Genomic DNA, 24,741 nt, shown 5'->3' on the forward strand with positions numbered 1-24,741 from the left:
GGCAACGTGCGAGCGTTTTTTTGCAACACCGTCTCCACCCGGCTAAACCGGGCAAACGCTTAAGGATTAGGCAGAATGGCAACAGCAGTGCTCACGATCAGCAGCAAGAACTATTCGTCCTGGTCGCTGCGCGGCTGGCTGCTCTGCAAGATGGCCGGCCTCGATTTTCACGAGGAGGTCATGTCCACCGACGACCCCTCGACCCGCGCCGAGCTGCTGCTGCTTTCGCCCTCGTTCCTCGTGCCCTGCCTGGTGAACGACAACGTCAAGGTCTGGGATACCCTCGCCATTGCCGAATACCTCGCCGAGCTGAAGCCAGAGGCAGGCCTTTTGCCAAAAGACATTGCCGCCCGTGCCCACTGCCGCGCGATTTCCGGCGAGATGCACTCCGGCTTTCACAACCTCCGCTCCGCCTTGCCGATGAACCTCAAGGCCCATTATTCGGGCTTTTCTGTATGGTCGGGTGCGCTCGGCGATATTGAGCGCGTCACCAGAATCTGGCGCGACTGCCTGGACACCTATGGCGGCCCCTTCCTCTTCGGCACACCCACCATGGCCGACGCCATGTATGCGCCCGTATGCACCCGCTTCCGCACCTATGATGTGAAGCTGGACAGTGATTGCGCCGGTTATTGCGAGACAATCACCAATTGGGCACCGATGATCGAGTGGATCGAAGCTGCAAAACTCGAACCTGACGAGCTCGAAGAACTCGACGTCGAGTTCTGATCGACCTAGCCCAGTTCCATCTTTTGACCACTCGCGGATTAAGTCGGCTTATGCCGCTGTTTCCCGAGAATCGCCCGACTTTATGCACCCCAATTAATCCGCACACGTAATTCGTAAATTTTGGAAAAGCTCTGCACTTCGCGGACGTTTCGCCGCGGGGGCATGCTCCGCCATTGGCGCGTCGTAATAGTTAACTATCTATGAAGCGCTGCCCCAATTCAGCTCAAAAAGAGCCGGATGGTGCAAATACAAGTGCTAAGAACGCCGCCAATCCGAGGCAATGCGCTCCACGTCAGCAGAATAGGGATTGCGGTTAACCCACGTCTTTCGTAGTTAAAAACTCATTAACAGTGAGGGTGGGCAGTGTTGTTTAAAGTTGTCGATAAGAGAGTAAATACGCCGCGCACTGAAATTCAAAGCCCCAATGAGCCTGACTTTCTGCGGACCCGCGTTGATGATTATCACGTGCGCAGAAAGGTCGAACTCTGGCAGGGGAGCCATCCGCTGCAGGGTAGAGCTCCGCGCCCCGGCGACATCAAAGTCCGCAGCAACGATTATCTCTGCCTCGCCGGCCACCCCCATGTCGTGGAGAGCGAGATCGCGGCCCTGCGCGCGGGCGGTCACGGCGATGCCGTCTCCCGCGTCTGGGTCCACCACGAGCGCGACGTCACGCGTGAGTTCGAGCAGCGCGTCGCCCGCCTGATGCTGGCCGAGGACTGCGTCCTCTGCTCCTCCGGCTACACCGCCAACGTCGGGCTGATCCAGTCATTCGCAATGCGCGATGCGCCGGTCTACCTCGACATGAAGGCGCACATCTCGCTGCACGAGGGCGTCGTCAGTGCCGGCGCCCGCGCCGTCCTCTTCCGGCATAACGATCCACAGTCTCTCGATAAGGCCTTGGCTCAAAGCGGGCCCGGTCTCGTCTGCGTCGACGCGCTCTACAGCACCGACGGCGACATCGCCCCTCTGGCCGAACTGGTCGATGTCTGCGAGCGCCACGGCGCGGCGCTGGTCGTTGACGAGACACACTCGTTCGGCGCCCAGGGACCTGACGGCGCTGGTCTCGTCGTCGCACTGGGTCTCGCCGATCGCGTGCATTTCAGAACTGTCGGGCTGTCCAAGGCTGTTGCCAGCCGCGGTGGACTGGTTGTCGCTTCCCGGCGGAACATTGAATACTTCCGCTACGAGGCGCTGCCCGCAATCTTCAGCACCTCCGTCATGCAGCACGAGGTTGCCGGCTTCGACGCCGTCCTCGATGTCTTCCAGACGGAATACTGGCGCCGCGACAAGCTGCACGCCAACCACGCCTACCTGAGAGAGGGGCTGGATGCGCTCGGCTACAACGTAGCGGCATCGAAAGCGCAGATCATCGCGCTCGAGCCAGGCGACATCCGCCAGACCACACATCTGCGTGACGCGCTGGAGAAGCGCGGCGTGTTCGGCGCCATCTTCTTCCCGCCCGCAACGCCCGAGAAGCGCTGCCTCATCCGCTTTACCGTCAACTGCGGTTTGAGTCGCCAAGACCTCGATCGCATCATCGAGGTCTGCGACGAAATCCGCAACGAGGTCGGCATGGCCGAGTGGCGCTCGACCAAGCGCAAAGCGACCGCCAAGGGCCAATCTGCCCCGGGGGCTGCGCGCAGGCCACGGTCAGACCGCAGTCGTGTCCTCTCCGACTGGCTGCACCGCGGGCAGATCAATCGTGAAGCTGGTTCCGAAGTCGACCTCCGACTCGCACGAAATCGTTCCACCGGCACTTTCCACAATCATCCGGCAGAATGACAGCCCCAGCCCGGTGCCGACACCGGGTCTCTGCGCCGACACAAACGGGATGAACAGGTAGTTGCGCAACTCCGGGGGGACGCCCTCTCCGGTGTCGGTGACAACGATCCGGTTCATCCCTTCGCCTTGCCGCAGCGAGATCGACAGATAATGCTCGTTTCCGCCGCGCGCCTCGATCGCCCGCAGACCATTCTTCATTAGATTGAAGAGGACATGCGTCATCAGCAGATCTGATCCGCGAAACCGGAAGTCTTCGTCGATGTCGAGACGCACCAGCTCGCGCTGATTGGGCTTGAAGCTGTAACGCTCGATCGCCTGCTTCACCACCTGACGCATGCTATGCAGCTCGCTCGCTGGCGATCCGCGGTGATGTTGCGCCACGTTCGACAGCAGCAGATCAATCACTGAGTTGGCCGACGTGATATGCTGCCGCACACGCCTGTGCGACGCCGCCAACTTGTCTCGGGCCGGCGAGGCCGGCAGCCTCGCGATAAGCCGCTCACATCCATCTGCCTCGAAGCGAATTCCAGTCAACGGTGTGCGGCACTCGTGCGCCACTTGGCTTGCCAGCGATGCGGCGGCCTTGAGCTTTTCACGTGCGATCAGGTTGTCGCTGTACGCCAGACCGAAGATCGCTGTCAGCGCAAACAGCAGTATAGGCAGCGTTGTCCAGTACCCGATCGGAATTGGCGCCCCGCCCGTCATCAGCAGGTAGGCAGCTATCGCCCCCAACGACCCGACGACGAGAACGACAATGGCGTTCACAAGATCATACAGAAGCACGACATAGATGAGCGCCGCCAACGTCGACATCTGCCACGTGGAGTTGCTGTGATTGAGCAGCAGCATCAGCGTGAAGAAAAAGGGCAGACTGAATAGAAAGGTAAAGTACGAAAATGGCACCGCATATCGCTGCCATCGCGGCGGCCACCATGGTGATAGCGCCAGCGCAAGACAGAGAACTGTGCCGATGCCACGCAGCAGCATGCTCTCGTACGGCTGCGGCAGCACATACTTCCAGGTCAGATAGAACACAGGAAAACCGAGCACGCCGATAACCGCAGCCGCCCGAATCTTCCGCTGCGCATGCGCATGGTACTCGATGTAACGGCGCGACAGCTCTTGCACCAGGCGCGAGATCGCGAACGGTCGCGCTTTGGAAGCACCACGCGGCCGTCCACGCAGAAGCGGTCTTAGTAAACTGTACTCAGCTAATTGGAACATTTAAATTTTTAGCAGTCACCGTACCGGATACGATACGAAAACCTAGTACCAACATCCTTACGGAACGTGCATCGCATCCCTAAGGATCCGGCGGTACAATGACGCCATTCTACCATCCTACTTCGATCCTCGTGCTTGACGATGATCCGCTTTTTCTCGAAAGCCTGGATTTTCAGTTCAGCGAGGAGGTCTCGTGTCAGACCTTCACCCGCCCCGACGCGGCGTTGGAGCATCTTCGCGCCCAGGCCGACCAGCATCCCAATTTCGGACGCTACTTCCGCGATGTCTCTGAAATGCACCCCGCCAAAGCCAGTCGGTTCGGTGACCTCGTGCTCAAACTGCAGCTTTCGGAGCTTCAGTCCATCATAGATGATAGAGCCCGCGAACAGCGCGTCTCCGTCGCCGTCGTCGACTACGATATGCCCAAGATGACAGGCGTGGAGTTCTCGCGGTCTATCCGCGACTTGCCGGTGAAAGTCATCCTGCTCACCGGCAAAGCCGGCCTCGAAACGGCCATCGGCGCCTTTAATGAAGGCGTCATCGACTGCTTCCTCCAGAAGCAGGACTCCGGCGTGACCTATGCCTTGCGTCGCGAGATCAAGCGCCTGCAGAACCAGTACTTCGCCGAAATCTCCGCGCCAATTCAGAGCGCGCTCGCCCTGCAGAAACCCACTTTCTTCGACGACCCGACCTTCATCGAACTATTCCGCGATCTCTCCGAAAAGCACGAGATCGTCGAGCACTACATCTCCGACGCGCCGCAGGGCATCATGATGCGCGACGCCGAGGGCAATGAGTCCTTTCTCCTCATCTCAGACACTGAAAGCGCTGCCAGCCAGTGCGCGGCCGCGGAAAGCCAAGGCGCCCCCGACGACATGGTGCGCCTCCTTCGCACACGCAGGGCACACGCGTGGTTCCCCACCAATGGCGGCCACTATCATCCAGACTATCACTCGAGCTGGACGCGCTTCATCTGGCCCGCGCAGTCTTTGTCGGCCTCCAGCCGCTGGTGCTACAGCGTCGTGAACCGGCAAGCTGACGAAATGCCTCTGCGCAGCCAAAGTGCGTGAGGCCACCCACAAGAATTGTTCCGCGTATATCCAGTAGTTCTGCCAAAAAAGCTAAGCTTCCGGAGTGATTCGGGAGCAAAGCGACAATGCAACGATGGCCGTGGCAGATCCTGACGTGCAGCACGGCAATCATCGCGCCATTACTGGCTGCGCAACCGGCGATTGCATTGGAAGGTTACTTCCAGCACGGCTACGGCGCACGCCACAAAGCACTGGCCGGTGCTGGCGCGGCTGACGGACGCGACGCGACCGTCATCGTCATCAACCCCGCGGGGTTGGTGCATGCCCAGAACGAGATCGACTCCGCATTCAGCCTCTTCAGTCCGACGCGCGAGATGGAGGGTTCTGGCGCCCCAGGGCTCACGCCAACAGGAAAGTACGAGAGCAACACGCTGCAGTTCTTCGTGCCCAACCTGGCGGCTGCCTATCGCGTCTCCGGCAACCCGTTTGTCGATGTCGTCGGCATTTCCGTCTGGGGCAACGGAGCCAGCACGAACTATGGGTCGTACACGCGCCCCGCCCCCGAGTGCGGTCCGAACGGCGGCCTCGGCATGTACTGCAACGGCAGAGCCGGCGTCGATCTCCAGCAGATGTTCCTCACGCTGGCGATCGCCAAGCAGATCACTCCCGACTTCTCCGTCGGCATCGCCCCGGTGCTCGCGCGCCAGCAGTTCCGCGCCAAGGGCCTGTCGCTCTTTGCCCCGGTCTCGAACAGCGTGGACGGCGAATGGGGCTATGGCATCAGCGGCGGTATCGAATGGAGCATCGCACCGAACTTTCGCTTCGGCGGTGCAATTGCTTCCAAGACCTATATGGGATCGTTTGAGAAGTACGCGCACCTGCTGGCCGATCACGGAGATTGCGACGTGCCTGCCTATGGTCAGGCAGGCATCGCCTATGACGCTCAGCCCAATCTCACTCTGATGCTCGACTACCAGTACATCGCCTACGGCGAGGTCGCCTGCGTAGCGAACCCCGCTACCAACATGCTCTTCGCTCCCTTCGGCGCCGACGATGGTCCAGCCTTTGGATGGCGCAACATCAGCGCCATCAAGTTTGGTGCGGAGTGGCGCTATAGACCAGACCTCACGTTCCGCGCCGGCTACGCCTACAATACGCCGCTGTTCGGATCGCGCGATGTTCAGCTCGACATTCTCGCCCCCGCGACAACCCAGCACCACATCACGGGTGGCGGCGAATGGCGCATCGATAAGGATTGGTCTTTGGAGCTCGCAGGCATGTACGCGCCCGAGACGACCGTAAAGGGTTCGGAAATCATACCCAGCGCGGCGCATCAGGTCGAAGTGTCCTCCGAGCAGTACGAAATCACGCTGGGCGTGAAGTACTACTACGATGCCGCACCCTGAGGTTGCCGTCGCGAGCCGCCGCGATTGTGAGGCCCGGCCTGCTAAACTATTTAGCGACCTTATTGTTATCGGTTAGCATTGTGGAGACCATCAATCCGCTAGAGTTGATGGGACCCTGCGGCAACTCCAGGGAATGCCACGCGTGAGGAACAGTGTGCTCAAGCTTGCCCAAGAGGCGGGGAAGCAGGAAGGCGCGCGCGAGGAGAAAGCAAAGTCTCCCGCGCCGACCGACGATGTTGCGCGTCTGCAAGCAACATTTGAGCAGCAGCTCGGTACCCTCCTTCGTCGCAACGAAAAGCTCGAGCAACTGAACGCCTGCTTTGAAGCTGCGCTCAATCACATGGGTCGCGGATTGTCGATGTTCGACGGCGAGCAGCGTCTTGTCGTCTGCAACAAGGCCTACGCCGACATTTATGTCCTGCCCGCGAGCATGACACGCGCCGGCACGCCGCTCGCTGAAATCCTCTGCTATCATATGCAGCGCAAGGGCAAGAAGCTGACCAAGGCAGCCGCTCTCGAGTGGGTGAAGGAGCACGTTGCCCGTCTACAGCATGGCAGCCCTCGCGAGGAGATTCAGAATCTTCCCGACGGCCGCGTCATCCGCGTGACGTACCGGCCTCTATCGGACGGTGGCTGGGTCGACATGCAGGAGGACATCACGGCCCAGCGCCAGTCGGACGAAAAAATCGAATGGCTTGCACGCCACGACACGCTGACCGAGATCCCCAACCGCTTCCACTTCCGCGAACGTCTCGAGCAGCAGTTCGAGACCTTTGATCCCCGCCAGGGATTTGCCCTTCTCTGGATGGACCTAGATCGGTTCAAAGAGATCAACGACCGCCTTGGCCACCTCGTCGGCGACGGCCTTCTGAAAAGCGTAGCTGCCCGGTTGAAGAGCAGCCTGCGTGCCGGTGACGTTGTCGGCCGTCTCGGCGGCGACGAGTTTGCCATCCTTCAAGTCGGCGTTGACCGCGAGGACCTCGCTGACAATCTCGCGCGGCGCCTGCTGCAGAACATTCGCGGCACACACGATGTCTACGGCCACTGCCTGCAGGTCGACGCCAGCATCGGCGTTGCGCTGGCACCTCATCACGGCCAGGATCCCGAGCAACTGTTCGCCTGCGCAGACATGGCGCTCTACAGCGCCAAATCGATGGGGCGCGGCATCCACGCGATCTACACGCCAGGCGCTGTCACCCCGTCCGCCTCGCCAAATCCCTTGCGCGCCGAGTTGCAGGACGCGTTGGACCGCGGCGAGTTCGCCCTCCACTATCAGCCCATCGTCGATTTGCACGAGGGCCGCGTTTCCAGCTTTGAAGCCCTGATGCGCTGGCGGCACCCCAGCCGCGGCATGATCCCGCCTTCCGAATTCATCCCTATCGCCGAAGAGACACGGCTCATCGTCCGCATGGGCAGTTGGGCTCTGCGTCAGGCATGCCTTGATGCCAAGGAGTGGCCGGACGGGATCAAGGTCGCGGTGAACCTGTCCGCCGTGCAGATCGAATCCAGCAATGTCTACGAGACGGTGATCGAAGCGCTCGAAGAGACCGGACTTCCGCCTCAGCGTCTACAGCTCGAAATCACCGAGACGGTCCTGATGCGGGATCAGGCTCGCACGCAGGAGGTGCTGCGCAAGCTGCACGATCTTGGCGTGCTCATTTCGCTCGACGACTTCGGCACCTGCTTTGCGACTTTGAACTATCTGCGCAGCTTCCCGTTCAAGAAGCTCAAGATCGACCGCAGCTTCGTGCGCGACATTCCCGAGCACCACGACTGCGTGGCGATCGTCAAATCGGTGGCCGACCTCGCACGCGAGTTGAACATGCGCTCCGTGGCAGAGGGTGTAGAAACCGCTGCAAGCCTCGCGGCCGTGCGCGCCGCAGGCTATAACGAGGCTCAGGGCTTCTATTTCAGCCCCCCGGTTCGCGTCAGCGGCATCAAACGCGCGATCAAGCAGTGCGCCCTGCGTCTTGCCGCGCTCGACACGGCAATGCCGGCCCCGAAGCCGCAACCCCGACGAACACCGAAGTAGTCCCGTGCTGAAAGTCGCACGCTAAGCGTCGACGGCCACGCGGCTCTTCACCTCGTTGGGCGCACCGAAGTGCTCGAAGTAGCGCGGATCGATCTTCTCGACAGGCAGAATGATCAGAACGTCGGTCGTCCCGAACTGCCGGTCGATCACGGCGCCATCGCCGACATAGGCACCCAGTCGCAGATACCCCTTCACCAGCGGTGGCAACGCTTTGAGCGCCGCCTTGGCGTCCACCTTCTCGCGCGGTAGCCGATCCATGTTGATGTAGAGATTGTCGTGCGCCCGGCAACGCCACTCGGGAGGCGCCAGCGCATTGTGATGCAGGAAGCTGAGCGCCATCGCATGTTGGTCGGGATCGGTGCCAGCGAGACTGGCGCAACCAACCATCACATCGACCTTGTGCTCGCGCACATAGGTCCACAGGCCATGCCAGAGCAGCTCGACCGTACGCTTGTTGCGATACGGCTCGAGCACGCACGAGCGCCCGAGTTCCATGAAGCGGTGATGCGGCTTTGATACGATCAGCGGCGCGATGTCGTATTCGCTCTGCGTGTAAAAGCCCAATGTCCGCTCGGCGATCTCCTGGCGCAGCACGCGGTACGTCCCGACCACCTTCTGGCGGCGCGTCCCACCCCACGAATCGTTTATCTGGCCTGCCGCCTCGTCGGTCACCAGCAAATGATCGCAGACGGAATCATAGGGGTCTTCATCCCTCCGGCGCAGCTCTGCGCGCAATGAGGGCACCGCGGACATTTCCTCGTAGAACACCTGGTAGCGCAGTCGCTGCGCGAGCTTGATATCGCGCCACTTGCGCGTCAGGCGCACTTCGAGATTGCCGATCTTGCCGTAGACCTTGTCGGGCTTGCGCAAGGGGAATCCCGCGTCACCCGCATCACTCAGGGCGCGCAGTGCCAACAGACCGCCGGGAACCGCCTGCCACTTCGGGCTACGGGCCAACCGGGTGGCCATCCGCCGGGCCGCCTGCTTCATCGCTAGATCTCTCCCCTGCCAGTCCCGCTGGCATCATACGATTCCCGAAGCCTGGCTTGAAGCGCCTTGCGAAGTCGGTCGAGCAGCGTTGCTGGCATCCCCCGCCAGCCGCGCCGCATAGCATGTCTCCATGACAGACTTTTTACTTGTTGCCCATGGGGGTAGCGCACTTTCGCTGATCATGTGTGCGAAATTGCGGGGGGCGTGCGGCGCAATTCAGGCCGGGTCGGTGTGTCTTCCCGGCAAAGGGCCGAACCAGCGGCGAAGTACGCTCTCCAACCCCGCCTTGTCGAACGGCTTGGCAAGGTAGTCATCCATGCCGGATTCCAGATACCGTTGCCGGTCCTCGGCAAAGGCACTTGCCGTCAGTGCGATGATTGGAGGTGCCTTCAGCGTGTCGGGCTCGCGCGCATAAAGCGCTCTGATCGCGCGTGCCGCTTCCATCCCATCGAGATGGGGCATGAAAATATCCATCAGCACCAGGTCGATCGCTTCGGCATCACCCGCCAACGACCGCTGCATAAACGCCACTGCTTCCGCACCGTTCGCAACCGCAACGTATTCGCAGCCGCACTTCTCGAGCACGCGCTTGGCCAGAAGCAGATTGATCTCGTTGTCTTCCGCAAGCAGCACGCGTTGCACCGAACCGGCGCGAACGCCCACGGGGACTTCACGTGCACAATCCCGCTCTCTCCCGCCGTCACCTGCCCCGTTACGTTGCAGGCCCAGTTGGATCATCAGCGAGCTCGGCCGAACCGGCCTGACGAGATAGGCATCGAATCCGACATCACGGAATTCTGACAGCATCGAGCGCGCGAGCACATTGACCAGCACGATGCCACGCACACCGCGCTCTTGATTGATCTCGCGCGCGTTGCTCAGCAGCTTTCCAGCTTCCGCCACGCCCTCTGCCCCATCAATGACGACGCGGTCGAACGGGGCACCCTCGCCTTGGGCGGCTCTGAGGTGGTCCCGCGCCGATGCGAAATCGCACTCTGTCGCGGCAACCCCTGCTGCATCGAGAACCTCTCCCAATGCGCGGCGCTCTAGCGGGCGGTCAAACACCAACAGCACGCGGGCATCGTCCGCCCCTGCGATCGCCTCACCATCGGTTGAATCGTTCCCAGCGCGCTGCAGCATGAATGCGGCGCTGAAGATCGAACCCTTGCCTAGCTCGCTGGTGACGCAGATATCTCCGCCCATCGCCCGGGCAAGCTCTCTGGAAATGGTGAGCCCCAGTCCCGTCCCACCTTCGCGACGTCGCACGGCAACGTCCGCCTGCTCGAACTCCGAGAACAGGACACGCATGTCGCTCGCCGACAGCCCGATGCCGGTATCCTCGACCGTCATCTCGACGCCAATACGCGAGCCGACCGGCTCGCCCCGCCCCGCAATGCGCACGCTGACACCGCCCGCATCGGTGAACTTCACCGCATTCGACAACAGGTTGAGCAGAATCTGCCGGAAGCGCGCCTCGTCACCGATGACCATGTTCGGCAGCTGCGGACTGACTGTCCAGGCGATCTCGAGCCCCTTCTCGTGGGCGCGCGGAGCCAACAGCTCTACGGCCTCCTGCACGCACACATTAAGCGCGAAGGGTGCCTCAACAAGAGCCAGCTTACCTGCCTCGATCTTGGAGAAATCCAGTATTTCATCGATCAGCGCCAACAGTGTGCGCGCCGATTGATCGATCGCGCGCACGTATGTCTGTTGCTCGGGCGTCTGCTCGGTTTCGGACAGAAGACTTGCCATGCCGAGGATTCCGTTCATCGGCGTACGAATCTCGTGGCTCATCGTCGCGAGGAAGCGGCCCTTTGCGCGGTTAGCAGATTCAGCCAGATCGCGCGCCTCCGCGAGGTGCATTTCCGCCCGCTGCCGCTGCGTCACGTCCCGGCCGACGCACTGCACTTCGAGCCGCGTGCCGTCAGGTCCCGCGACCAGCTGCTCCTCCCACTCGATCCAGCGCGGCCCCGCCACGGTCACGACGTGCTGCAAAATCCGCTGCCGTCTTACGCCGCTCGTCGTAGACAGCGGCTCGTGCGCGCAGTCCTCGCACAGCTTGGCGAAGAACGGTGTCCCCAACGCAGTCTCAGCCTTGAGACCGAACATATCCAGGAAGGCTTTGTTGGCGAAGGTCAGCAGCCCATGCTCGTCGCGCCGCAGAATGGCTTCTTCCTGCGAGTCGAGCAGAGCGCGATAGCGAGCCTCATCCTCGTTCAGCTCCCAGCGCGCATCCTGCAGTCGCTCAAGGCGCCGCTCGATGCGCGCCCCAACACTCTCCATCTGCGCCGCACCCGCCCCCGCCCGAGCAGTGAACGCCAGATAGATCGAGACCAGCGTCAGCCCCAGTCCCAGCGCCATAAAAACCTGCAGCGCCGAGAGAGGCCCCGGCAGCAGCGCAAAGGCCACGACGAGACAGCACAGCCCCGACAGCAGCATCAGCAAGGATAGGATGGATTGCGAGTTGGGATCAGCCGAATGGCGCCCGGCAAGCACCCCCGAAGGGATGCCGGCTATACGCTCCGAGGTATACTCACGTGACCTGCGCGACTTTGCATCGCCGGCCCGCACGACACCCGGGGCGTCCGCTAAATTGAGACGCTTCACACCAATCAAACCCGTTACGCAAAACTGAATGAGGTTGCGTCAAAGCAATCATACGGTGGTTGCTAAACGCTGAAGCGAGTTGGTTAACGGGCGTCGTTATCGACGCGCCGCACCCGCATCTAAGGCGCGCGCGTCGGAAAGGCGCATGCGCGGAACGCCGTCAATGATCGGAAACGCTAGTCCCGCCGCACGACTGATCAGCTCTTGAGCTTCAGCATCGTATTCGAGCCGCGTTTTGGTTAGCGGACAAACCAGCACTTCGAGCAGCTTCGCATCGACCTTCTGCTCCGATGATTGCGGTGTCTGCGGCATCACAGGATTCCAGACTACTGCAGTGTGCTGCCGCTGTTGCCACTCGACGCCAGCTCCATCTCGGCCAACGCCACCAGCACATCCGCGCGGCGTTTCAGATCCTGAGCTTCGAGCAGCGCCTGTTTTTCCTCAGGCCCATAAGGCGACATCACGCACAGTGCGTTGATCAGAAATTCGCTCGAGGCCCGCTGAATCGCCGGCCAGTCCGCCTCGAGCTTGTTGGCATCGAGATACGACCGCAGCACGCGCAAAAGGTTCGTGCGGTCCACCTGCTCTTCGCCCAGGCCCTCGCTCAGATCGCTAGCATATCGATCATAGCTCACGCTCATCACGCGATACGGCAGGTCGGTGACGGCCTCGTCGAGAACGTCGTAGCGCATGATTCCCGTAAGCGTGATCATCCGCCGTTCATGGTCAGTCTCTTGATAGCTTGTTACGCGACCGACGCAGCCGACGTTGCGCAGCACCACTGACTCCAACGGGCTCTCCTCGAATTCGCCGACATCGGCAGCCGCGGGCTGGATAATTCCGATCAGCCGGTCCCCTGCCATCACGTCGTCCAGCATCTCCAGATAACGCGGCTCGAACACGTTGAGCGGCAGCGTCGCCCGCGGCAACAAAATCGCACCACGCAGTGGAAACACCGGAATGCGTGGCGGGAGATCTGCTGGGCGCCGGTAACGGTCAGTCGGGGACACTGGGCTCAAATCCTTCCACTTCAGCGAGATTGGCTAGAGCCTACGAAAATAGGATCGACGACAGCCGCCGCCGGCCTTCGATCGCAGCGGGATCCTTGAACCCCCACGCCTCGAACAGCTGCACCAGCTGCTTGCGAGCCGCCTCTTCGTTCCACGTGCGATCGCGGCGGACGAGATCGAGCAGGTGCTCCACCGCTTCCGCCTTCGCTCCGCGCGCGGCCAGCGCCACAGCCAGATCGAACCGCGCTTGCATGTCGGCGGGATTGGCGGCGACGCGCTTCTCGAGTTCAGCGCGATTGTCCTCGCCGCCAGCTTTGCGCGCAAGCTCCAACGCTGCGCGCACCTGCTCCACGGCGGGCGACTTCTGATCGTCCGGCGCCACCAGACCAATCATCTGTTCGGCGCGATCGATATCGCCCGTCTGCAGATAACAGCGGGCAAGCCCGGCTAGTGCGACCGGATTGTGCTTATGCTCCTGCAAAACCGCCGCGAAGACTTCCGCGGCCGCCTGCACATCGCCTTCCTGGAGAGCTTCCTCGCCCGTCGCCAGTACCGCGTTGATGTCGTCCTCGGCGTCGCCGCCGATGAGCCGCTCAATGAACTCGCGGACCGCACTCTCCGGCTGTGCACCCATGAAACCGTCAAGCGGACGACCGTCGCGGAAGGCGTACACCGTTGGCAGGGACTGCACGCGCAGCTGCCCGGCGATGGCTGGATGTTCGTCGACGTTGATCTTCACCAGGCGGACCTTCCCGCCGTAGCTTCTGACAACCTTCTCAAGTATCGGCGTCAGTTGCTTGCATGGACCACACCACGCAGCCCAGAAGTCCACCACGACAACGGCCGTGCGGGAGGCTTCGATCACGTCCTTAGCAAAGGAAGCCGACGTTGAATCCTTGATGATGTCGGCATCGGCGGCGCCTGTCGCAGATGCCTTCAGCCCGAATTCCATGTTCCTCTCCTAGCGACGGGTAAAATGGCCCATCGACCGCTTCTGCATACCAGAAAACGCCGTTTGGGCGACCTAATTCGAGGCCTCTCCTGCCAGCACCCCCTCGAGACATTGGCCACTAGCCAGATCGGGGTTTGAACGCGAATCTGCAAGTCGCTGCCTCAGCGGCCAATTTCTGGCACCGCCCGTATAACTACGCCCCTGGGGCGCCTAGCCAGCAAGCTCCACGACGCGCGGCTCATGCCCGCAGGCGCGAATGAAGCGCAACAGGTCTCCGCATGCAATGCTGGTTGTCGCAGTGTTCTCCAGAGGATGACAATTGATCGTCTCATGCTTCAGCAGATCGGCATCGAGCACGACAGCCACCCGCTTTGATACGTCATTGATCACCGCGAATGCCGTAACAGATCCGGGCGGCACGCCCAGCACGTCCTGAAGCAGCTCCGGCTTGCCAAAACTGAAGCGCTTGGCACCTAGCGTGCGCGACAGCGACTTGAGATCGACGCGCCTCGTCGCGATGGCCACCACTAGGAACAGCGCCCCGCTCTCGTCCTTGAGGAACAGGTTCTTGGTATGCGCGCCCGGAAGCCGCCGCTCCACCTCGCCGCTCTCCGCAACAGTGAACACTGCTTCGTGCTCCAGCGTTCGCGTTTCTATGCCGAGTTCAGCCAGGCGATCGAACAGTTCCTGTCGGGATGTGGGCATCTGAGGCAACTCTCTGCATCAACTCGAGCAGCCTACTTAGGCGGCCAGAATGCGCCCGCCAACCGCTTGCCGGCGGATAGAAGCGCTTTCAGCTCGCCCCACGCTTGAAGGGCGTTCCGCCCAAGGCTAGCATCGGCAGGCCGTCAACTGAGGAGCCCCGATGCCTGCCAGAGCTTCCGCTACCTGCGCGATCTTGGGCCTCGGTCTGGCCTTAGTGGCAATGTCCTCGATTTCGGCGAGTGCCCAGGAACGTTGGGCCGCCATCGCTCCCAACCTCGAGAACTCTTCGACGGTTGTCTGGGCCACCACAAAAGATCAGGCCAAAAAGCTCGCTGTCCTCGCCTGCAAGCAGGTCTCCTCCACCTGTGCCGAGCAGCCGGCGAGCACCAACGGCCTGGATCACGTTTTTGCGGTTATGTGCTGTACCGACCCCAAGACCGGATGCGCCGCCGCGGTCGGCTCCAGCCGCCAGCAGGCCCTCAAGGAAGTGAAGCGCCTCTTCTCCGAAGGCGGCTATTCCCAGTGCTCCCTGAAGAGCTATTTCAAGGCTGGCACAGGGGAAAAGGGCTGACCCGCTAGCCGCCCGGCCAACATTTTTGCATGCCCCTCCAAGGGATCTTGCAAAGCCGGCGCAGTTGCGCCATAAGGCGGCTCCGCCGCGCTTTGCCGCGGCGGTTACCCATCGGATGCGGGCGTAGCTCAGGGGTAGAGCATTACCTTGCCAAGGTAAGGGTCGTGAGTTCGAATCTCATCGCCCGCTCCAATTTTCTCAGACAGTTCAACGTCTTCGCGATAGCGTGCCGTGCTTGCTCCTAAGCATCGTGAGTTCGCGCGAACCCGCGCGCTCCGACGCATGGCTTCAGCACAAGCCGCGCCCTGCCGATCAGTCGAGGTCGACCAGATCGCGGAACGCGTGCCAAGTCGCGTGCCCCAGCAGCGGGAAGATGACGAGCAGGCCGACAAACAGCGTCGCCAAGCCCAGCGCCATGTGACCGGCAATAATTGCTGCCCAGAGCAGCATCGGTCCTCGGTTGGCGTGCACCGCCCTAATGCTCGTCGCCATAGCCGTCACAAGGTCGACGTCCTTCACCAGCAGCAGCGGTGCAGCGACGCTGGAGAGGCAGAACACTAGTCCCGCCAGGGCAGCTCCCGTGAGCACGCCCGCAAACAGCAGACCCAGCCCTGCATTCGTGAAAATCAGCTGCTGGAAGAATGTGCTGGCTTCGGGAACTTCCGTTCCGCCGAGGAACACGGTGAACAGCAGGAACGATAGCTCGACCCAGAGAAAGTAAGCGAAATAGAGCACGATGCCGAACATCGCGAGCCGGCCTACCGCCCCCGCGCAGCCATCGACGACCGAGCGGAACGTCACCCGTTCGCCGTTCTCCCGCAGCCGGCTCATCTCATAGAAGCCAGCCCCCAACAACGGCGCCACCAGCGTGAAGCCGCCGGCCAGCACGACAATGAGAGAGCTGACGTCGTGTTGGCTTAGCACCGCAAATGTCAGCCAGCCCACCGCACAGAACACGGCGCCATAACCAAGGCTGGCAAAAGGCATCGCGCACAAGTCTCGCCACCCTTTGGCCAGCCATGTCCACGGGGCGTCCAGCGGGACGCTACGGACTTTGAACCCCAGTTGCTTTTCCTCGATGAGCATCAGCAAAGCGCCATCTGCCGGCATGAAAACCTCCCCGCACTGCGAGCAACGGGATGGCAACGTGCGACCAGCGCGCGCAGCCAAATTGATCCAACTCAATTTGCGAGTTTGCCAATGCTGCCTGCGACAATCAATGCACCATTGCGTGCGCCGCCAGGAAAAGGCGGCACATTCGTGACCCAGGTCAGTGGGTGAACAAACTGGCTGGCGTGCCGGTCAATCAGGCTGCGCGCTGCGCAATCGGAATCTCGATTTCCTGGACGAGACCGACATGCGGGCCGTTGTAGATTCTGACCGCCCCGCCCGCACGCTGGATGATCTCTCGCGCAATCGACAGCCCTAAGCCCGCGCCGGGAATGCTCTGGCGGCGCGCCGGGTCGACCCGGAAGAACGGCTCGAACACACGCCCGATGACGTCTTCGGGTATGCCCGGCCCCTCGTCGGTGATGCGGACCAGAGCCGTTCCCTCCGCCTCGCTGACGGAAACATGCGCCCGCACACCGTGCGTCGAAGCATTGATCAGTAGGTTGCGCAGCGCCCGGCTAAGCGCCAGCCGCCTCGTGCGCACTTGTACCGGCTCGGTATCCCCAACCTCCACGTCGAGACCTTGATTGCGCAGCTCCTCGGCCGTCTCGCGCACAAACGCTGCCAGATCGATATCCTGCGGCGGCGCCTTGTCGGACTCATCGCGCACCAGCTCAATGGCGCTGTCGGCGATGCGCTCCAATTCGTCGAGATCGCGCAACCACGCCTCCTTCTCTTCCGCATTCGCAACGAACTCTGCGCGCAGCCGCAGCCGCGTAATCGGCGTACGCAAATCGTGCCCGGCCGCCGCAACGAGGCGCATGCGGCTCTCCATGGCCGATCGCAAGCGCGCCGACAGAAGATTGAGCGCCCGCGCCGTTGCCCGCACCTCGGCCGGCCCCTGCTCGGGCAACTCCGCCAGGATGGCATCAGGGCCAACTGCCTCGACGGCATTCTCCAGCAGCACCAGTGGCCGCACCATGCGATTTGCCACGAACACCGCGATAGTCGCCGCGCCGAAGGTCAGAAGCGACAGCCATTTACCCATCACGCCCCAGCCTGCTCCTGGCGGCGGGAGATCGGGAAGTGGCATCGTCAGCCAACCTTTTCCTTCTATTCGCGCAGCGACAAAGCTTGGCTGTTCGCGGCCACCTCTGTAGGCGCGGACGTCGAGCGATGATCCGCGTTGGCGCAGCTCTTCCTGCAGCTTATCCGTGATGAACGGGTCTAACATCCCGTCTGGTAGCGTATGCTTAAGCGGCAAAACGCCTGGTGCTTCCGCAGCACGCGCCAGCATCTCGATCACTTCGGCAACCGGCTGGATCGAGTGCCGTTGCCCTGGCGGCGGCCCGAGGAAATATACCATCACGGCGGTCAGCAACCCCACGACGGCGACGATCACCACGACGAGCAGCATCGCCAACTTCACACGTAGTGAGTTCATGCGCCCGCGTCCGTGACATCCACCTTGGCGGCAAGTTGATATCCGCCATTGCGCACTGTCTTGAACAGCTGACCGGAGCCCCCGTCGCCAAGCTTCTTGCGCAACCGGCTCATCAGCACATCGATCGACCTATCGAGTGCATTGCCATCGCGCCCACGCGTCAAGTCGAGAAGCTGGTCACGCGACAGCACGCGTCCAGGCCGCTGCAAAAACGTTTGCAGCAGGTCGAATTCCGCGCCTGTCAGATCAATGCTTTCCCCCTGCGGATCAACGACGCGCCGCAGATGAGAATCGGCTGTGAAACCGTCGAACCGATACACCTTACCTTCACTGATGGGGTCCGTGCCGCCCTGACGCCGAAGCACGGCCCGGATGCGTGCACTGAGCTCGCGCGGATTGAACGGCTTGCCCAGGTAGTCATCGGCACCGATCTCAAGACCCACTATGCGGTCGACATCTTCCTTCAGCGCTGTGAGTAGGATGATCGGCACGCTTGATCGCTGGGCCCTCAAGTCGCGACAGACTTCGAGACCTGATCCATCGGGGAGCATGACATCCAGCACGACGAGATCGATCTGGCCATTACTCAGGCGATCGCGCATCTCATGGCAATTCGCGGCGAGCTGCACGCGGAAGCCCTGCCCCTCGAGGTAGCGCGCCAACAACTTGCGGATTTCCGCATCGTCATCAACGACCAGAATCTGAGCTGCACTCGTAGTCATCGTCTCGAACATCATCTCCACCAACCGTAGATACCCGGACGGGATGTGGCGAGCGAGGGGCATTTTGTAACGAACCGTGTGGCCCCGGCGATCGGCAACGTTTCGACACAAATTTGCCGTTCCGCGAAATGTTCGGACACACCAGGACGAACCCGGGAAAACAAAGCGCAGTACTTCAGTGGGGTGCCAACGTTAAGGAAGCCCGCTATGTACCGCACACCCTTGCTGGCCCGGTTAGCCTTCGTGGCGAGCCTGCCGCTGTTCACCCCGCCCGCCTGGGGACAGACGCCGTCATCACCTTCAGCCGACGAATCTCCCGCTGTCGTCGCCCGCGCTGAAACGGACGAGCGCAATCTCCTGGCACAGGCACCTCCCCCCGGCCGGCCCGACGCGGGGCCATCAGCGAAGATGCCGGGCCCTTCGAGCTTTGAGCGCGGCCCTGGCGTCCCCGGGCCGATGGCAAATCCGATGATGGCCGCTGGAGCACCTGCAAAAGGCCCGCATCGCGGCCCTCCGCCGAACATCGCCGAGCACCTCTCACGCCTCGAAGTCGAACTCGGAATTCGTTCCGCTCAGTTGGACGCGTGGCGCGACTTCACCGACGCGATGATCAGCGTGATGCAGCCGCCGAAGCCTCCGCACCCAGAGCACGCCGTTCAGGGCTCCGACGCACCGAAAGCGGCACGCGCACCGTTCGAGATGGTGCAGCGGATCGCCGACGACAACATCGAGCGCGGCCACAGCGCTGAAGCTCTAAAGCGCGCAATCGAAAGTCTCCGCACCAAGCTCACGCCGGATCAGCTGCAGAAGCTGGCGCTTATCGAAGCACGCATGGCGCCACCAGCACCTCCCGGTCCTCCACACGGCGGTTTTGGCGACAATGGCCCCCCGTTGCCGCCACCCGGGCGTTAGTGCCCGGCGGGGCGGCGATAATTGCCGCCCCGACAACTTCTCGCGAGATGGTCAGGCAAATCTGAAGGCAACTTCATGGCTCACAGCATACCCGAGCGTCTAGCTATCCTCATCGACGGCCCCAGCTTGGAACGGGCCGCAAAAGCGCTGAAGCTCGACATCGACTACAAGCGCTTGCTGGCGATGTTCCAGCAGCGTGGCTATCTCGTCCGAGCGCACTACTACGCGGCACTTTCGCCTGACCGCGCTCAAAGCACTTTGCGACCCCTGCTCGATTGGCTCAGCTACAACGGCTTCTCCGTCATCAGCCGGATCGCCAAGGACCTTACCACCGCCGGCTGTCAAAGCGCGATCGCAGTGGACTTGGCGGTCGACGCAATGCTGATCTCCGATCGCATCGATCACTTCGTGCTGTTCACCGGATCGTCCGACTTCGTCCCGCTGCTGGCGGCTCTTCAGGGTAAGGCGCGGCGTGTCACAATCGTTTCGACGCTGCGCGCCGAGCCCCTACTTGCGGATGACCTACGTCGCCAGGCCGATTATTTCCTCGAGCTGGACGACCTGCGCCCCATCATCGGCCGGGAGGAGCGACGCGAGGAAAGACGGCCTATAAACGGACGCCGTCCTGAGATGCCCGAAAATACAGCGACTGAGAGGCCATAGAAGAACACGCCGCAAGACGTGCGGCATTTCAGCTAGGCCACAAACAACCGTCATCCAACTTACCAAATTCTGAGGCTCTGCTGCCCAACGCTTCGTGCACCGGCAGAGCACAGACGAAAGGTGAGGTATCCGATGACGGCAATTGTTGATCTCGCAGGCAAGCGCGGCCTCGTCGTCGGCATCGCCAATGAACACAGCATCGCTGCCGGCTGCGCGCGGGCGTTCCGCGAAGCCGGCGCCGATCTGGCCGTCACCTATCTCAACGAAAAAGCCGAACCGTTCGTGCGCCCTGTCGCCGACGAATTGTCCGCCGAGCTAGTCGGGCCGTGCGACGTTCGCGTCCCGGGCGAACTCGAAGCCGTGTTCGACGGCATCACAAAACGCTGGGGCGGGCTCGACTTTCTGCTGCACTCCATCGCGTTCGCCCCACGCGAGGACCTGCACACGTCGCTGGTCAACTGCTCTGCCGAAGGCTTCGCAACGGCGATGAACGTTTCGTGTCACTCATTCATCCGCATGGCGAAGCTCTCCACCCCGCTGATGATCAACGGCGGCTGCCTCATGACAGTCTCGTTCTATGGCGCCGACAAGGTCGTCGAGAACTACAACTTGATGGGCCCGGTGAAGGCCGCCCTGGAATCGAGCGTCCGCTATCTAGCCGCCGATCTTGCCGGCAAGTCCATCCGCGTCCATGCCATCTCCGCCGGTCCGGTGAAGACGCGCGCCGCATCCGGCATCGAGCGATTTGATGAGCTGCTGGACGAGGTACGCAAGCACACTCCGGCAAAGAAGCTCGTCAGCATCGAAGAGATCGGCAAGGTCGCAGCATTCCTTGCCAGCGACGCCGGCTCTCCGCTCACTGGTTCGGTGACCTACGCCGACGCAGGCTTTCACATCATGGCGTGATGCAAGATCAGCGATGTATGAACCGTCACCGCCATGGTTTCGGCTGCGTCACAGCCTTGAAGGTTCCCATTCACTCGAAATAAATGCGGTTGCCACGCCAACGCGACAACATCATTCGAGTGTCGCTGACCCTGAATCAACATTGACCCGGATGCGCATCGGATCACCTGGGGCCGAGTCCGCGACATCGTTGAAAACCCGTGTCGGGATGGTGATTAGCAGACCCTTGGCCGGATCCTCCTCGGCGGTCGCTTCATCGAGTTGGATCGACGCGACGCCGACGACCGCCATGCATTTGCTGCCGCCCGCCTCGTCGCTGACATCGGGCATGACGATCGCTACGCCCGCCGCGCAGCACACAGGTTCCACTGTGTCGACCGAGTAGACACTGATGGAATCGTCTTTGAAGGTGCGGCTATGCTTTGCAGCCGGAGCGATCAGATCCTCCAGCCCGATGTGCGCTTCGTCGCAACTCTTCACCTCCAGAGCGGCCGCCGGAGCAGCGAGCGCCAAGCCACAAACCAAAACCCCCGCCCCCCGCGAGAAGCTGGCGATCAAACCACGCTGCATGGCGCTGAACCTCAATGTCAGGCGCTGGCGGCAGCCGGAGAATTCTCGGGCTGCGTCCCTTCGCCGGCGTCTTCGCTGAGCCGCGCCATAACCTCGTTGGTGAGGTTGCGAACCGCCGTTCCCACCTGCCCCGGATACTTCGCCAGATAGCTACGCTCATAGGTCTGGAAATTGGCTGCGTCCTGCAGCGCAGGCATCCGCGGGATCGCCTGCGCGAAGCAGGCGTTGTCCGGGTTGTCCTGCAGCCAGCGGTGATATTCCTCGTCGGAGACCGAATTCTGCTCCTTCATGTTGACGATGACGCCGAGGTTCTGCGCAAACCCCATCTCGGGATTGAGGCTCTTGAAGCGGCGGAACACCTCGAGCCCGCACACGGACACATAGTCCGCCTTTGTCGGCGAGATGTGATAGTCGGCCTCGCGCAGCCAGCACTCCGTCAGAACCGACAGCCCCGGAGGGCAGTCGATCAGCACAATGTCGAACACGCGTCGCACACCGTTGAGCAATTCGCCGATCACCTCGCGCAGGCGCGCATGCAGGTTCTCCTTCGAGACCTCCCGCTCCAGCAGCGTGAGTTGCATATCGCTCGGCAACAGGAACACCGAGCGCGCGTCATCGACGTCCGAGACATTGCGCACGATGAACTTCGGCCAATCGATCACCTGGTTCTTGAGCACGCGGCCGTGGAGATAGTCGACGATCGTCGCCCCTTCGCTCTGCAGCTTATAGAGGCTCGAAACGCTCATCAGCATGCTGGAGACGCTGGCCTGGGCGTCGCTGTCGATCACCAATACGTTCTTGCGGTGGTATGCCGAAATCGTCTCGGCGAGGGCTAGAACCAGCGTCGACTTCCCGACGCCGCCCTTGGTGTTCATCACTGCGATCGAGTTGCGCATGCTGTCTGGACTTCCCCACCCGGCCCCTCGGCACTCCGGTCCTGGAGCACCCAACCACCTTGCATTGCGCGGGAATATGGCAACCATGGGAACGCACCACAATCGCGCCGCACGACGCACGCAACTTCGTGGCGCCAGATAGCCTCCTGTAAACCGTCGCCGGACGAACCGCGGGCACCATTGTCCCGCCCTTAACCTTCACTAGAGGTAATCTCGCCGTCTCATCCCTTGGAGGCCCTTTAGTCATGGCTCACACGCAGGCGCTTCGTCTCGCGCGCCCCATCGCAGCGATTCTCTTTGCCGCTATCTCGCTCTCGCTGGCCGGGTGCGGAATCAACACCATCCCCACCTACGAGCAGAACGCGAAAGCCGCCTGGTCAGAGGTCCTCAACCAGTATAAGCGCCGCGCCGACCTCATCCCGAACCTGGTCGAGACCGTCAAAGGCTTTGCCGATCAGGAGCGCACGGTCCTGACCGATGTCGTCGAGGCCCGCGCCAAGGCAACGCAGGTGCAGGCCAACATACCGGCCGACATCCTCACCAACCCCGAGGCCATGCAGAAATTCCAGGATGCGCAGAACCAGTTGGGCGGCGCGCTAGGTCGTCTGCTCGCTGTCGTCGAGCGCTATCCGGACATCAAGTCGGGCCAGAACTTCCTCGCCCTGCAGAGCCAGATCGAAGGCACTGAGAACCGCATCGCCATCGCGCGGCGCGACTATATCCAGTCGGTACGCGCCTATAACACTGAGATCACCACGTTCCCCGGTCGCATCTGGCGCGCCGTGATGTATCCCTCAGCGAAGGAAATGGCGACGTTCGACATCCCTGCCGAGGAAATGAAAGCGCCCAAGGTCGACTTCGGCACCAAAAAGTAAATGGCTCGCCGCTGAGCGGTTTGGAGGCGTCTGATGATGCCCGCCACCTGGAGTGCTCGGCTGTCGCCGATGGCTGAGCATTCCCTTGCGACATTGCTATTAGCGACGCTGCTCCTATTGGCAGCGCCGCTGATCGCTGTGGCCGAGCCGACGTTCCCGGCACTCACCGGCCGCATCGTTGACGAGGCCGGTCTGCTCTCGCCTGAGCAGCGAGCCGCGATTGAAGCGCAGCTCACCGAGCTCGAGCAGAAATCGACCGATCAGCTCGCCGTCGTCACACTCAACTCGTTGCAGGGCTACCCCATCGAGGATTTCGGCTATCAGCTCGGCCGCAAGTGGGGCTTCGGTCAGAAGGGCAAGGACAACGGCGTCCTTCTCATCGTCGCCCCCAATGAGCGCAAAGTGCGCATCGAGGTTGGTCGCGGTCTCGAACCGCAGCTCACCGACGCCATGTCCAAGCTCATCATCGAGAATGCGATCATCCCTCAGTTTCGCCGCGGCGATTACGCGGCGGGGATCGCCGCCGGCGTGCGCGACATCAAGGATGTGGTGCTCGGCGACGCCGAGGAAGTGAAACAGCGCGCCCACAAGGCTTCCGACGAGCTGGACTTCTGGCAGATGATGTTGATCCTTTTCTGGATCGGCGTCGCAATGTTCGTACTTTTCGCAGTCGTCCAGTCCGTAAATCAGCAAGCTCAGCAGGCCGCAGCCGGTCGAGGCCCGCAGCGACGACGCGGACCTGTCTTCTATCCCGTCGACTCCGGCAGCTGGGGCGGCGGCTGGTCGGGCGGCGGAGGAGGCGGTGGCTGGTCGGGAGGTGGCGGTGACTTTGGCGGCGGCGGCTCCTCGGGAAGCTGGTGATGCAGCGTGAATCAGCAGACGCCCAGAAGGCCCATTTGTGGAAGCCCAACGATGAGACTGTTCTCCATGGCTGACGAAGCGCGAATCTCAGCGGCGATCGCCGATGCCGAACAGCGCACGTCTGGCGAAATTGTCGTCGTCGTCGCCGCGCAAAGCGACGGCTATCACTATGTGCCTCCGCTCATTGCCGGCATTGTCAGCCTGTTCGTGCCCTGGGTGCTGATCTACTTCACGCAGCTATCCATAGTGCAGATCTACCTCGTGCAGCTCGCCGTGTTTGCCATCGTCACGGCCGCGCTGATGCCGCTCCGGGTCCGAACAGCGCTGGTTCCTGCCAGCATCAAGCGCATGCACGCACACCGCCGCGCCGTCGAGCAATTCCTCGCCCAGAACCTCCACACCACCGGCGGCCGCACCGGCGTGCTGCTCTTTGTCTCCGTGGCCGAGCGTTATGCCGAGATCATCGCCGACCAGGCCATCGACGCAAAAGTGCCGGACGGCACTTGGCAGGCGATCATTGACGACCTGACTGCCGCGATCGGCGCGGGCCAGCCCACTGAGGGCTTTGTCGCCGCCATTGGAGCCATCGGCACCGCCCTCGCAGCCCATTTCCCGCCCGGCACCAACGACCCCAACGAGCTCCCGGACCACCTCATCATCCTTCAGTAGGCCCAATCCGCCGGGCGTCGAGGCGACGCCGCCCCTGCCATTATTCCGTGCTATAGGGCGGGCGCCGGGGCACC

General features: G+C 62.0%; 23 protein-coding genes, 1 tRNA gene and 1 pseudogene. 13 read left to right on the top strand and 12 right to left on the bottom strand.

Features of this window, described 5'->3' with window-relative positions; translation table 11 throughout:
- The first annotated feature begins 75 nt into the window (after positions 1-75).
- Together ACP15D_RS10835 and cqsA are read left to right on the top strand one after the other, a co-directional pair.
- Complete coding sequence (locus ACP15D_RS10835) at positions 76-729, top strand: glutathione S-transferase family protein (protein ID WP_424957511.1); 654 nt, start codon at positions 76-78, stop codon at positions 727-729.
- Positions 730-1,092: 363 nt separating this feature from the next.
- Positions 1,093-2,310: pseudogene (cqsA, locus tag ACP15D_RS10840) on the top strand (alpha-hydroxyketone-type quorum-sensing autoinducer synthase); the annotation flags it as partial.
- A 69-nt stretch (positions 2,311-2,379) separates the two neighbouring features.
- Here cqsA and ACP15D_RS10845 read toward each other — a convergent pair.
- Entirely contained in the window at positions 2,380-3,639 is a 1,260-nt protein-coding gene (locus ACP15D_RS10845; RefSeq protein ID WP_424957512.1) for a sensor histidine kinase, read from the bottom strand.
- 194 nt (positions 3,640-3,833) lie between these two features.
- Here ACP15D_RS10845 and ACP15D_RS10850 point away from each other — a divergent pair, with 194 nt between their 5' ends.
- The 3 genes from ACP15D_RS10850 to ACP15D_RS10860 all read left to right on the top strand — a co-directional run bounded on the left by ACP15D_RS10850 (position 3,834) and on the right by ACP15D_RS10860 (position 8,204).
- Positions 3,834-4,805, top strand: coding sequence for a response regulator (locus ACP15D_RS10850; RefSeq protein ID WP_424957513.1), 972 nt, complete (start codon positions 3,834-3,836; stop codon positions 4,803-4,805).
- Positions 4,806-4,891: 86 nt separating this feature from the next.
- Positions 4,892-6,172, top strand: a complete 1,281-nt coding sequence (locus tag ACP15D_RS10855; RefSeq protein WP_424957514.1) for an OmpP1/FadL family transporter — start codon at positions 4,892-4,894, stop codon at positions 6,170-6,172.
- Between the two features lie 142 nt (positions 6,173-6,314).
- Positions 6,315-8,204 carry an EAL domain-containing protein gene (locus ACP15D_RS10860; RefSeq protein WP_424957515.1) on the top strand — a complete coding sequence of 630 codons (1,890 nt, stop codon included), beginning with the start codon at positions 6,315-6,317 and terminating at the stop codon, positions 8,202-8,204.
- A 21-nt stretch (positions 8,205-8,225) separates the two neighbouring features.
- On the opposite strand, the gene ACP15D_RS10865 is transcribed toward ACP15D_RS10860, so the two are convergent.
- From ACP15D_RS10865 to ACP15D_RS10890, 6 genes are all read right to left on the bottom strand, one after another.
- Entirely contained in the window at positions 8,226-9,194 is a 969-nt protein-coding gene (locus tag ACP15D_RS10865) for a GNAT family N-acetyltransferase (RefSeq protein WP_424957516.1), read from the bottom strand.
- A gap of 216 nt (positions 9,195-9,410) precedes the next feature.
- On the bottom strand, positions 9,411-11,801 hold the full coding sequence (locus ACP15D_RS10870) for an ATP-binding protein (RefSeq protein WP_424957517.1): 2,391 nt from the start codon (positions 11,799-11,801) through the stop codon (positions 9,411-9,413).
- Positions 11,802-11,897: 96 nt separating this feature from the next.
- Complete coding sequence (locus ACP15D_RS10875) at positions 11,898-12,113, bottom strand: Trm112 family protein (protein WP_424957518.1); 216 nt, start codon at positions 12,111-12,113, stop codon at positions 11,898-11,900.
- Positions 12,114-12,127: 14 nt separating this feature from the next.
- Positions 12,128-12,811, bottom strand: a complete 684-nt coding sequence (locus tag ACP15D_RS10880; RefSeq protein ID WP_424957519.1) for an LON peptidase substrate-binding domain-containing protein — start codon at positions 12,809-12,811, stop codon at positions 12,128-12,130.
- A gap of 40 nt (positions 12,812-12,851) precedes the next feature.
- On the bottom strand, positions 12,852-13,763 hold the full coding sequence (trxA, locus tag ACP15D_RS10885; protein WP_424957520.1) for a thioredoxin: 912 nt from the start codon (positions 13,761-13,763) through the stop codon (positions 12,852-12,854).
- Positions 13,764-13,973: 210 nt separating this feature from the next.
- Positions 13,974-14,468, bottom strand: a complete 495-nt coding sequence (locus tag ACP15D_RS10890; RefSeq protein WP_424957521.1) for a prolyl-tRNA synthetase associated domain-containing protein — start codon at positions 14,466-14,468, stop codon at positions 13,974-13,976.
- A gap of 160 nt (positions 14,469-14,628) precedes the next feature.
- Here ACP15D_RS10890 and ACP15D_RS10895 point away from each other — a divergent pair, with 160 nt between their 5' ends.
- Positions 14,629-15,039: a hypothetical protein gene (locus ACP15D_RS10895; RefSeq protein ID WP_424957522.1), complete on the top strand. Its 411-nt coding sequence runs from the start codon at positions 14,629-14,631 to the stop codon at positions 15,037-15,039.
- Between the two features lie 117 nt (positions 15,040-15,156).
- Positions 15,157-15,231: transfer RNA gene (locus ACP15D_RS10900), tRNA-Gly, on the top strand.
- A 120-nt stretch (positions 15,232-15,351) separates the two neighbouring features.
- Here ACP15D_RS10900 and ACP15D_RS10905 read toward each other — a convergent pair.
- From ACP15D_RS10905 to ACP15D_RS10915, 3 genes are all read right to left on the bottom strand, one after another.
- Positions 15,352-16,149 carry a DUF2189 domain-containing protein gene (locus ACP15D_RS10905; RefSeq protein ID WP_424957523.1) on the bottom strand — a complete coding sequence of 266 codons (798 nt, stop codon included), beginning with the start codon at positions 16,147-16,149 and terminating at the stop codon, positions 15,352-15,354.
- 196 nt (positions 16,150-16,345) lie between these two features.
- Complete coding sequence (locus ACP15D_RS10910; RefSeq protein ID WP_424957524.1) at positions 16,346-17,593, bottom strand: sensor histidine kinase; 1,248 nt, start codon at positions 17,591-17,593, stop codon at positions 16,346-16,348.
- Entirely contained in the window at positions 17,590-18,315 is a 726-nt protein-coding gene (locus tag ACP15D_RS10915; RefSeq protein ID WP_424959220.1) for a response regulator, read from the bottom strand. The genes ACP15D_RS10910 and ACP15D_RS10915 overlap by 4 nt, the downstream gene beginning before the upstream one ends.
- 207 nt (positions 18,316-18,522) lie before the next feature.
- On the opposite strand from ACP15D_RS10915, the gene ACP15D_RS10920 reads away from it, so the two are divergent.
- The 3 genes from ACP15D_RS10920 to fabI all read left to right on the top strand — a co-directional run bounded on the left by ACP15D_RS10920 (position 18,523) and on the right by fabI (position 20,796).
- A complete protein-coding gene (locus ACP15D_RS10920; protein WP_424957525.1) occupies positions 18,523-19,227 on the top strand; it encodes a Spy/CpxP family protein refolding chaperone in 705 nt (234 codons plus the stop codon).
- Positions 19,228-19,302: 75 nt separating this feature from the next.
- On the top strand, positions 19,303-19,890 hold the full coding sequence (locus tag ACP15D_RS10925; RefSeq protein WP_424957526.1) for an NYN domain-containing protein: 588 nt from the start codon (positions 19,303-19,305) through the stop codon (positions 19,888-19,890).
- 132 nt (positions 19,891-20,022) lie between these two features.
- A complete protein-coding gene (gene fabI, locus ACP15D_RS10930) occupies positions 20,023-20,796 on the top strand; it encodes an enoyl-ACP reductase FabI (protein ID WP_424957527.1) in 774 nt (257 codons plus the stop codon).
- 111 nt (positions 20,797-20,907) lie between these two features.
- Here fabI and ACP15D_RS10935 read toward each other — a convergent pair whose 3' ends face one another.
- Together ACP15D_RS10935 and ACP15D_RS10940 are read right to left on the bottom strand one after the other, a co-directional pair.
- Positions 20,908-21,354 carry a hypothetical protein gene (locus ACP15D_RS10935; protein WP_424957528.1) on the bottom strand — a complete coding sequence of 149 codons (447 nt, stop codon included), beginning with the start codon at positions 21,352-21,354 and terminating at the stop codon, positions 20,908-20,910.
- A gap of 29 nt (positions 21,355-21,383) precedes the next feature.
- The gene (locus ACP15D_RS10940; protein WP_424957529.1) at positions 21,384-22,262 is read right to left on the bottom strand and encodes a ParA family protein; all 879 of its coding nucleotides are present in this window, start codon (positions 22,260-22,262) and stop codon (positions 21,384-21,386) included.
- 245 nt (positions 22,263-22,507) lie between these two features.
- Between ACP15D_RS10940 and ACP15D_RS10945 the strand changes: the two genes are divergently transcribed.
- Genes ACP15D_RS10945 through ACP15D_RS10955 form a run of 3 tightly spaced genes read left to right on the top strand, consistent with a single transcriptional unit; the run spans position 22,508 to position 24,667 of the window.
- Positions 22,508-23,137, top strand: a complete 630-nt coding sequence (locus ACP15D_RS10945; RefSeq protein WP_424957530.1) for a LemA family protein — start codon at positions 22,508-22,510, stop codon at positions 23,135-23,137.
- 36 nt (positions 23,138-23,173) lie between these two features.
- Positions 23,174-23,998: a TPM domain-containing protein gene (locus ACP15D_RS10950; protein WP_424959221.1), complete on the top strand. Its 825-nt coding sequence runs from the start codon at positions 23,174-23,176 to the stop codon at positions 23,996-23,998.
- 51 nt (positions 23,999-24,049) lie between these two features.
- On the top strand, positions 24,050-24,667 hold the full coding sequence (locus ACP15D_RS10955) for a TPM domain-containing protein (RefSeq protein WP_424957531.1): 618 nt from the start codon (positions 24,050-24,052) through the stop codon (positions 24,665-24,667).
- Positions 24,668-24,741 lie beyond the last annotated feature (74 nt).

The organism is Hyphomicrobium sp. 1Nfss2.1 (genome assembly GCF_965243865.1).
GTDB lineage: Bacteria > Pseudomonadota > Alphaproteobacteria > Rhizobiales > Hyphomicrobiaceae > Hyphomicrobium_A.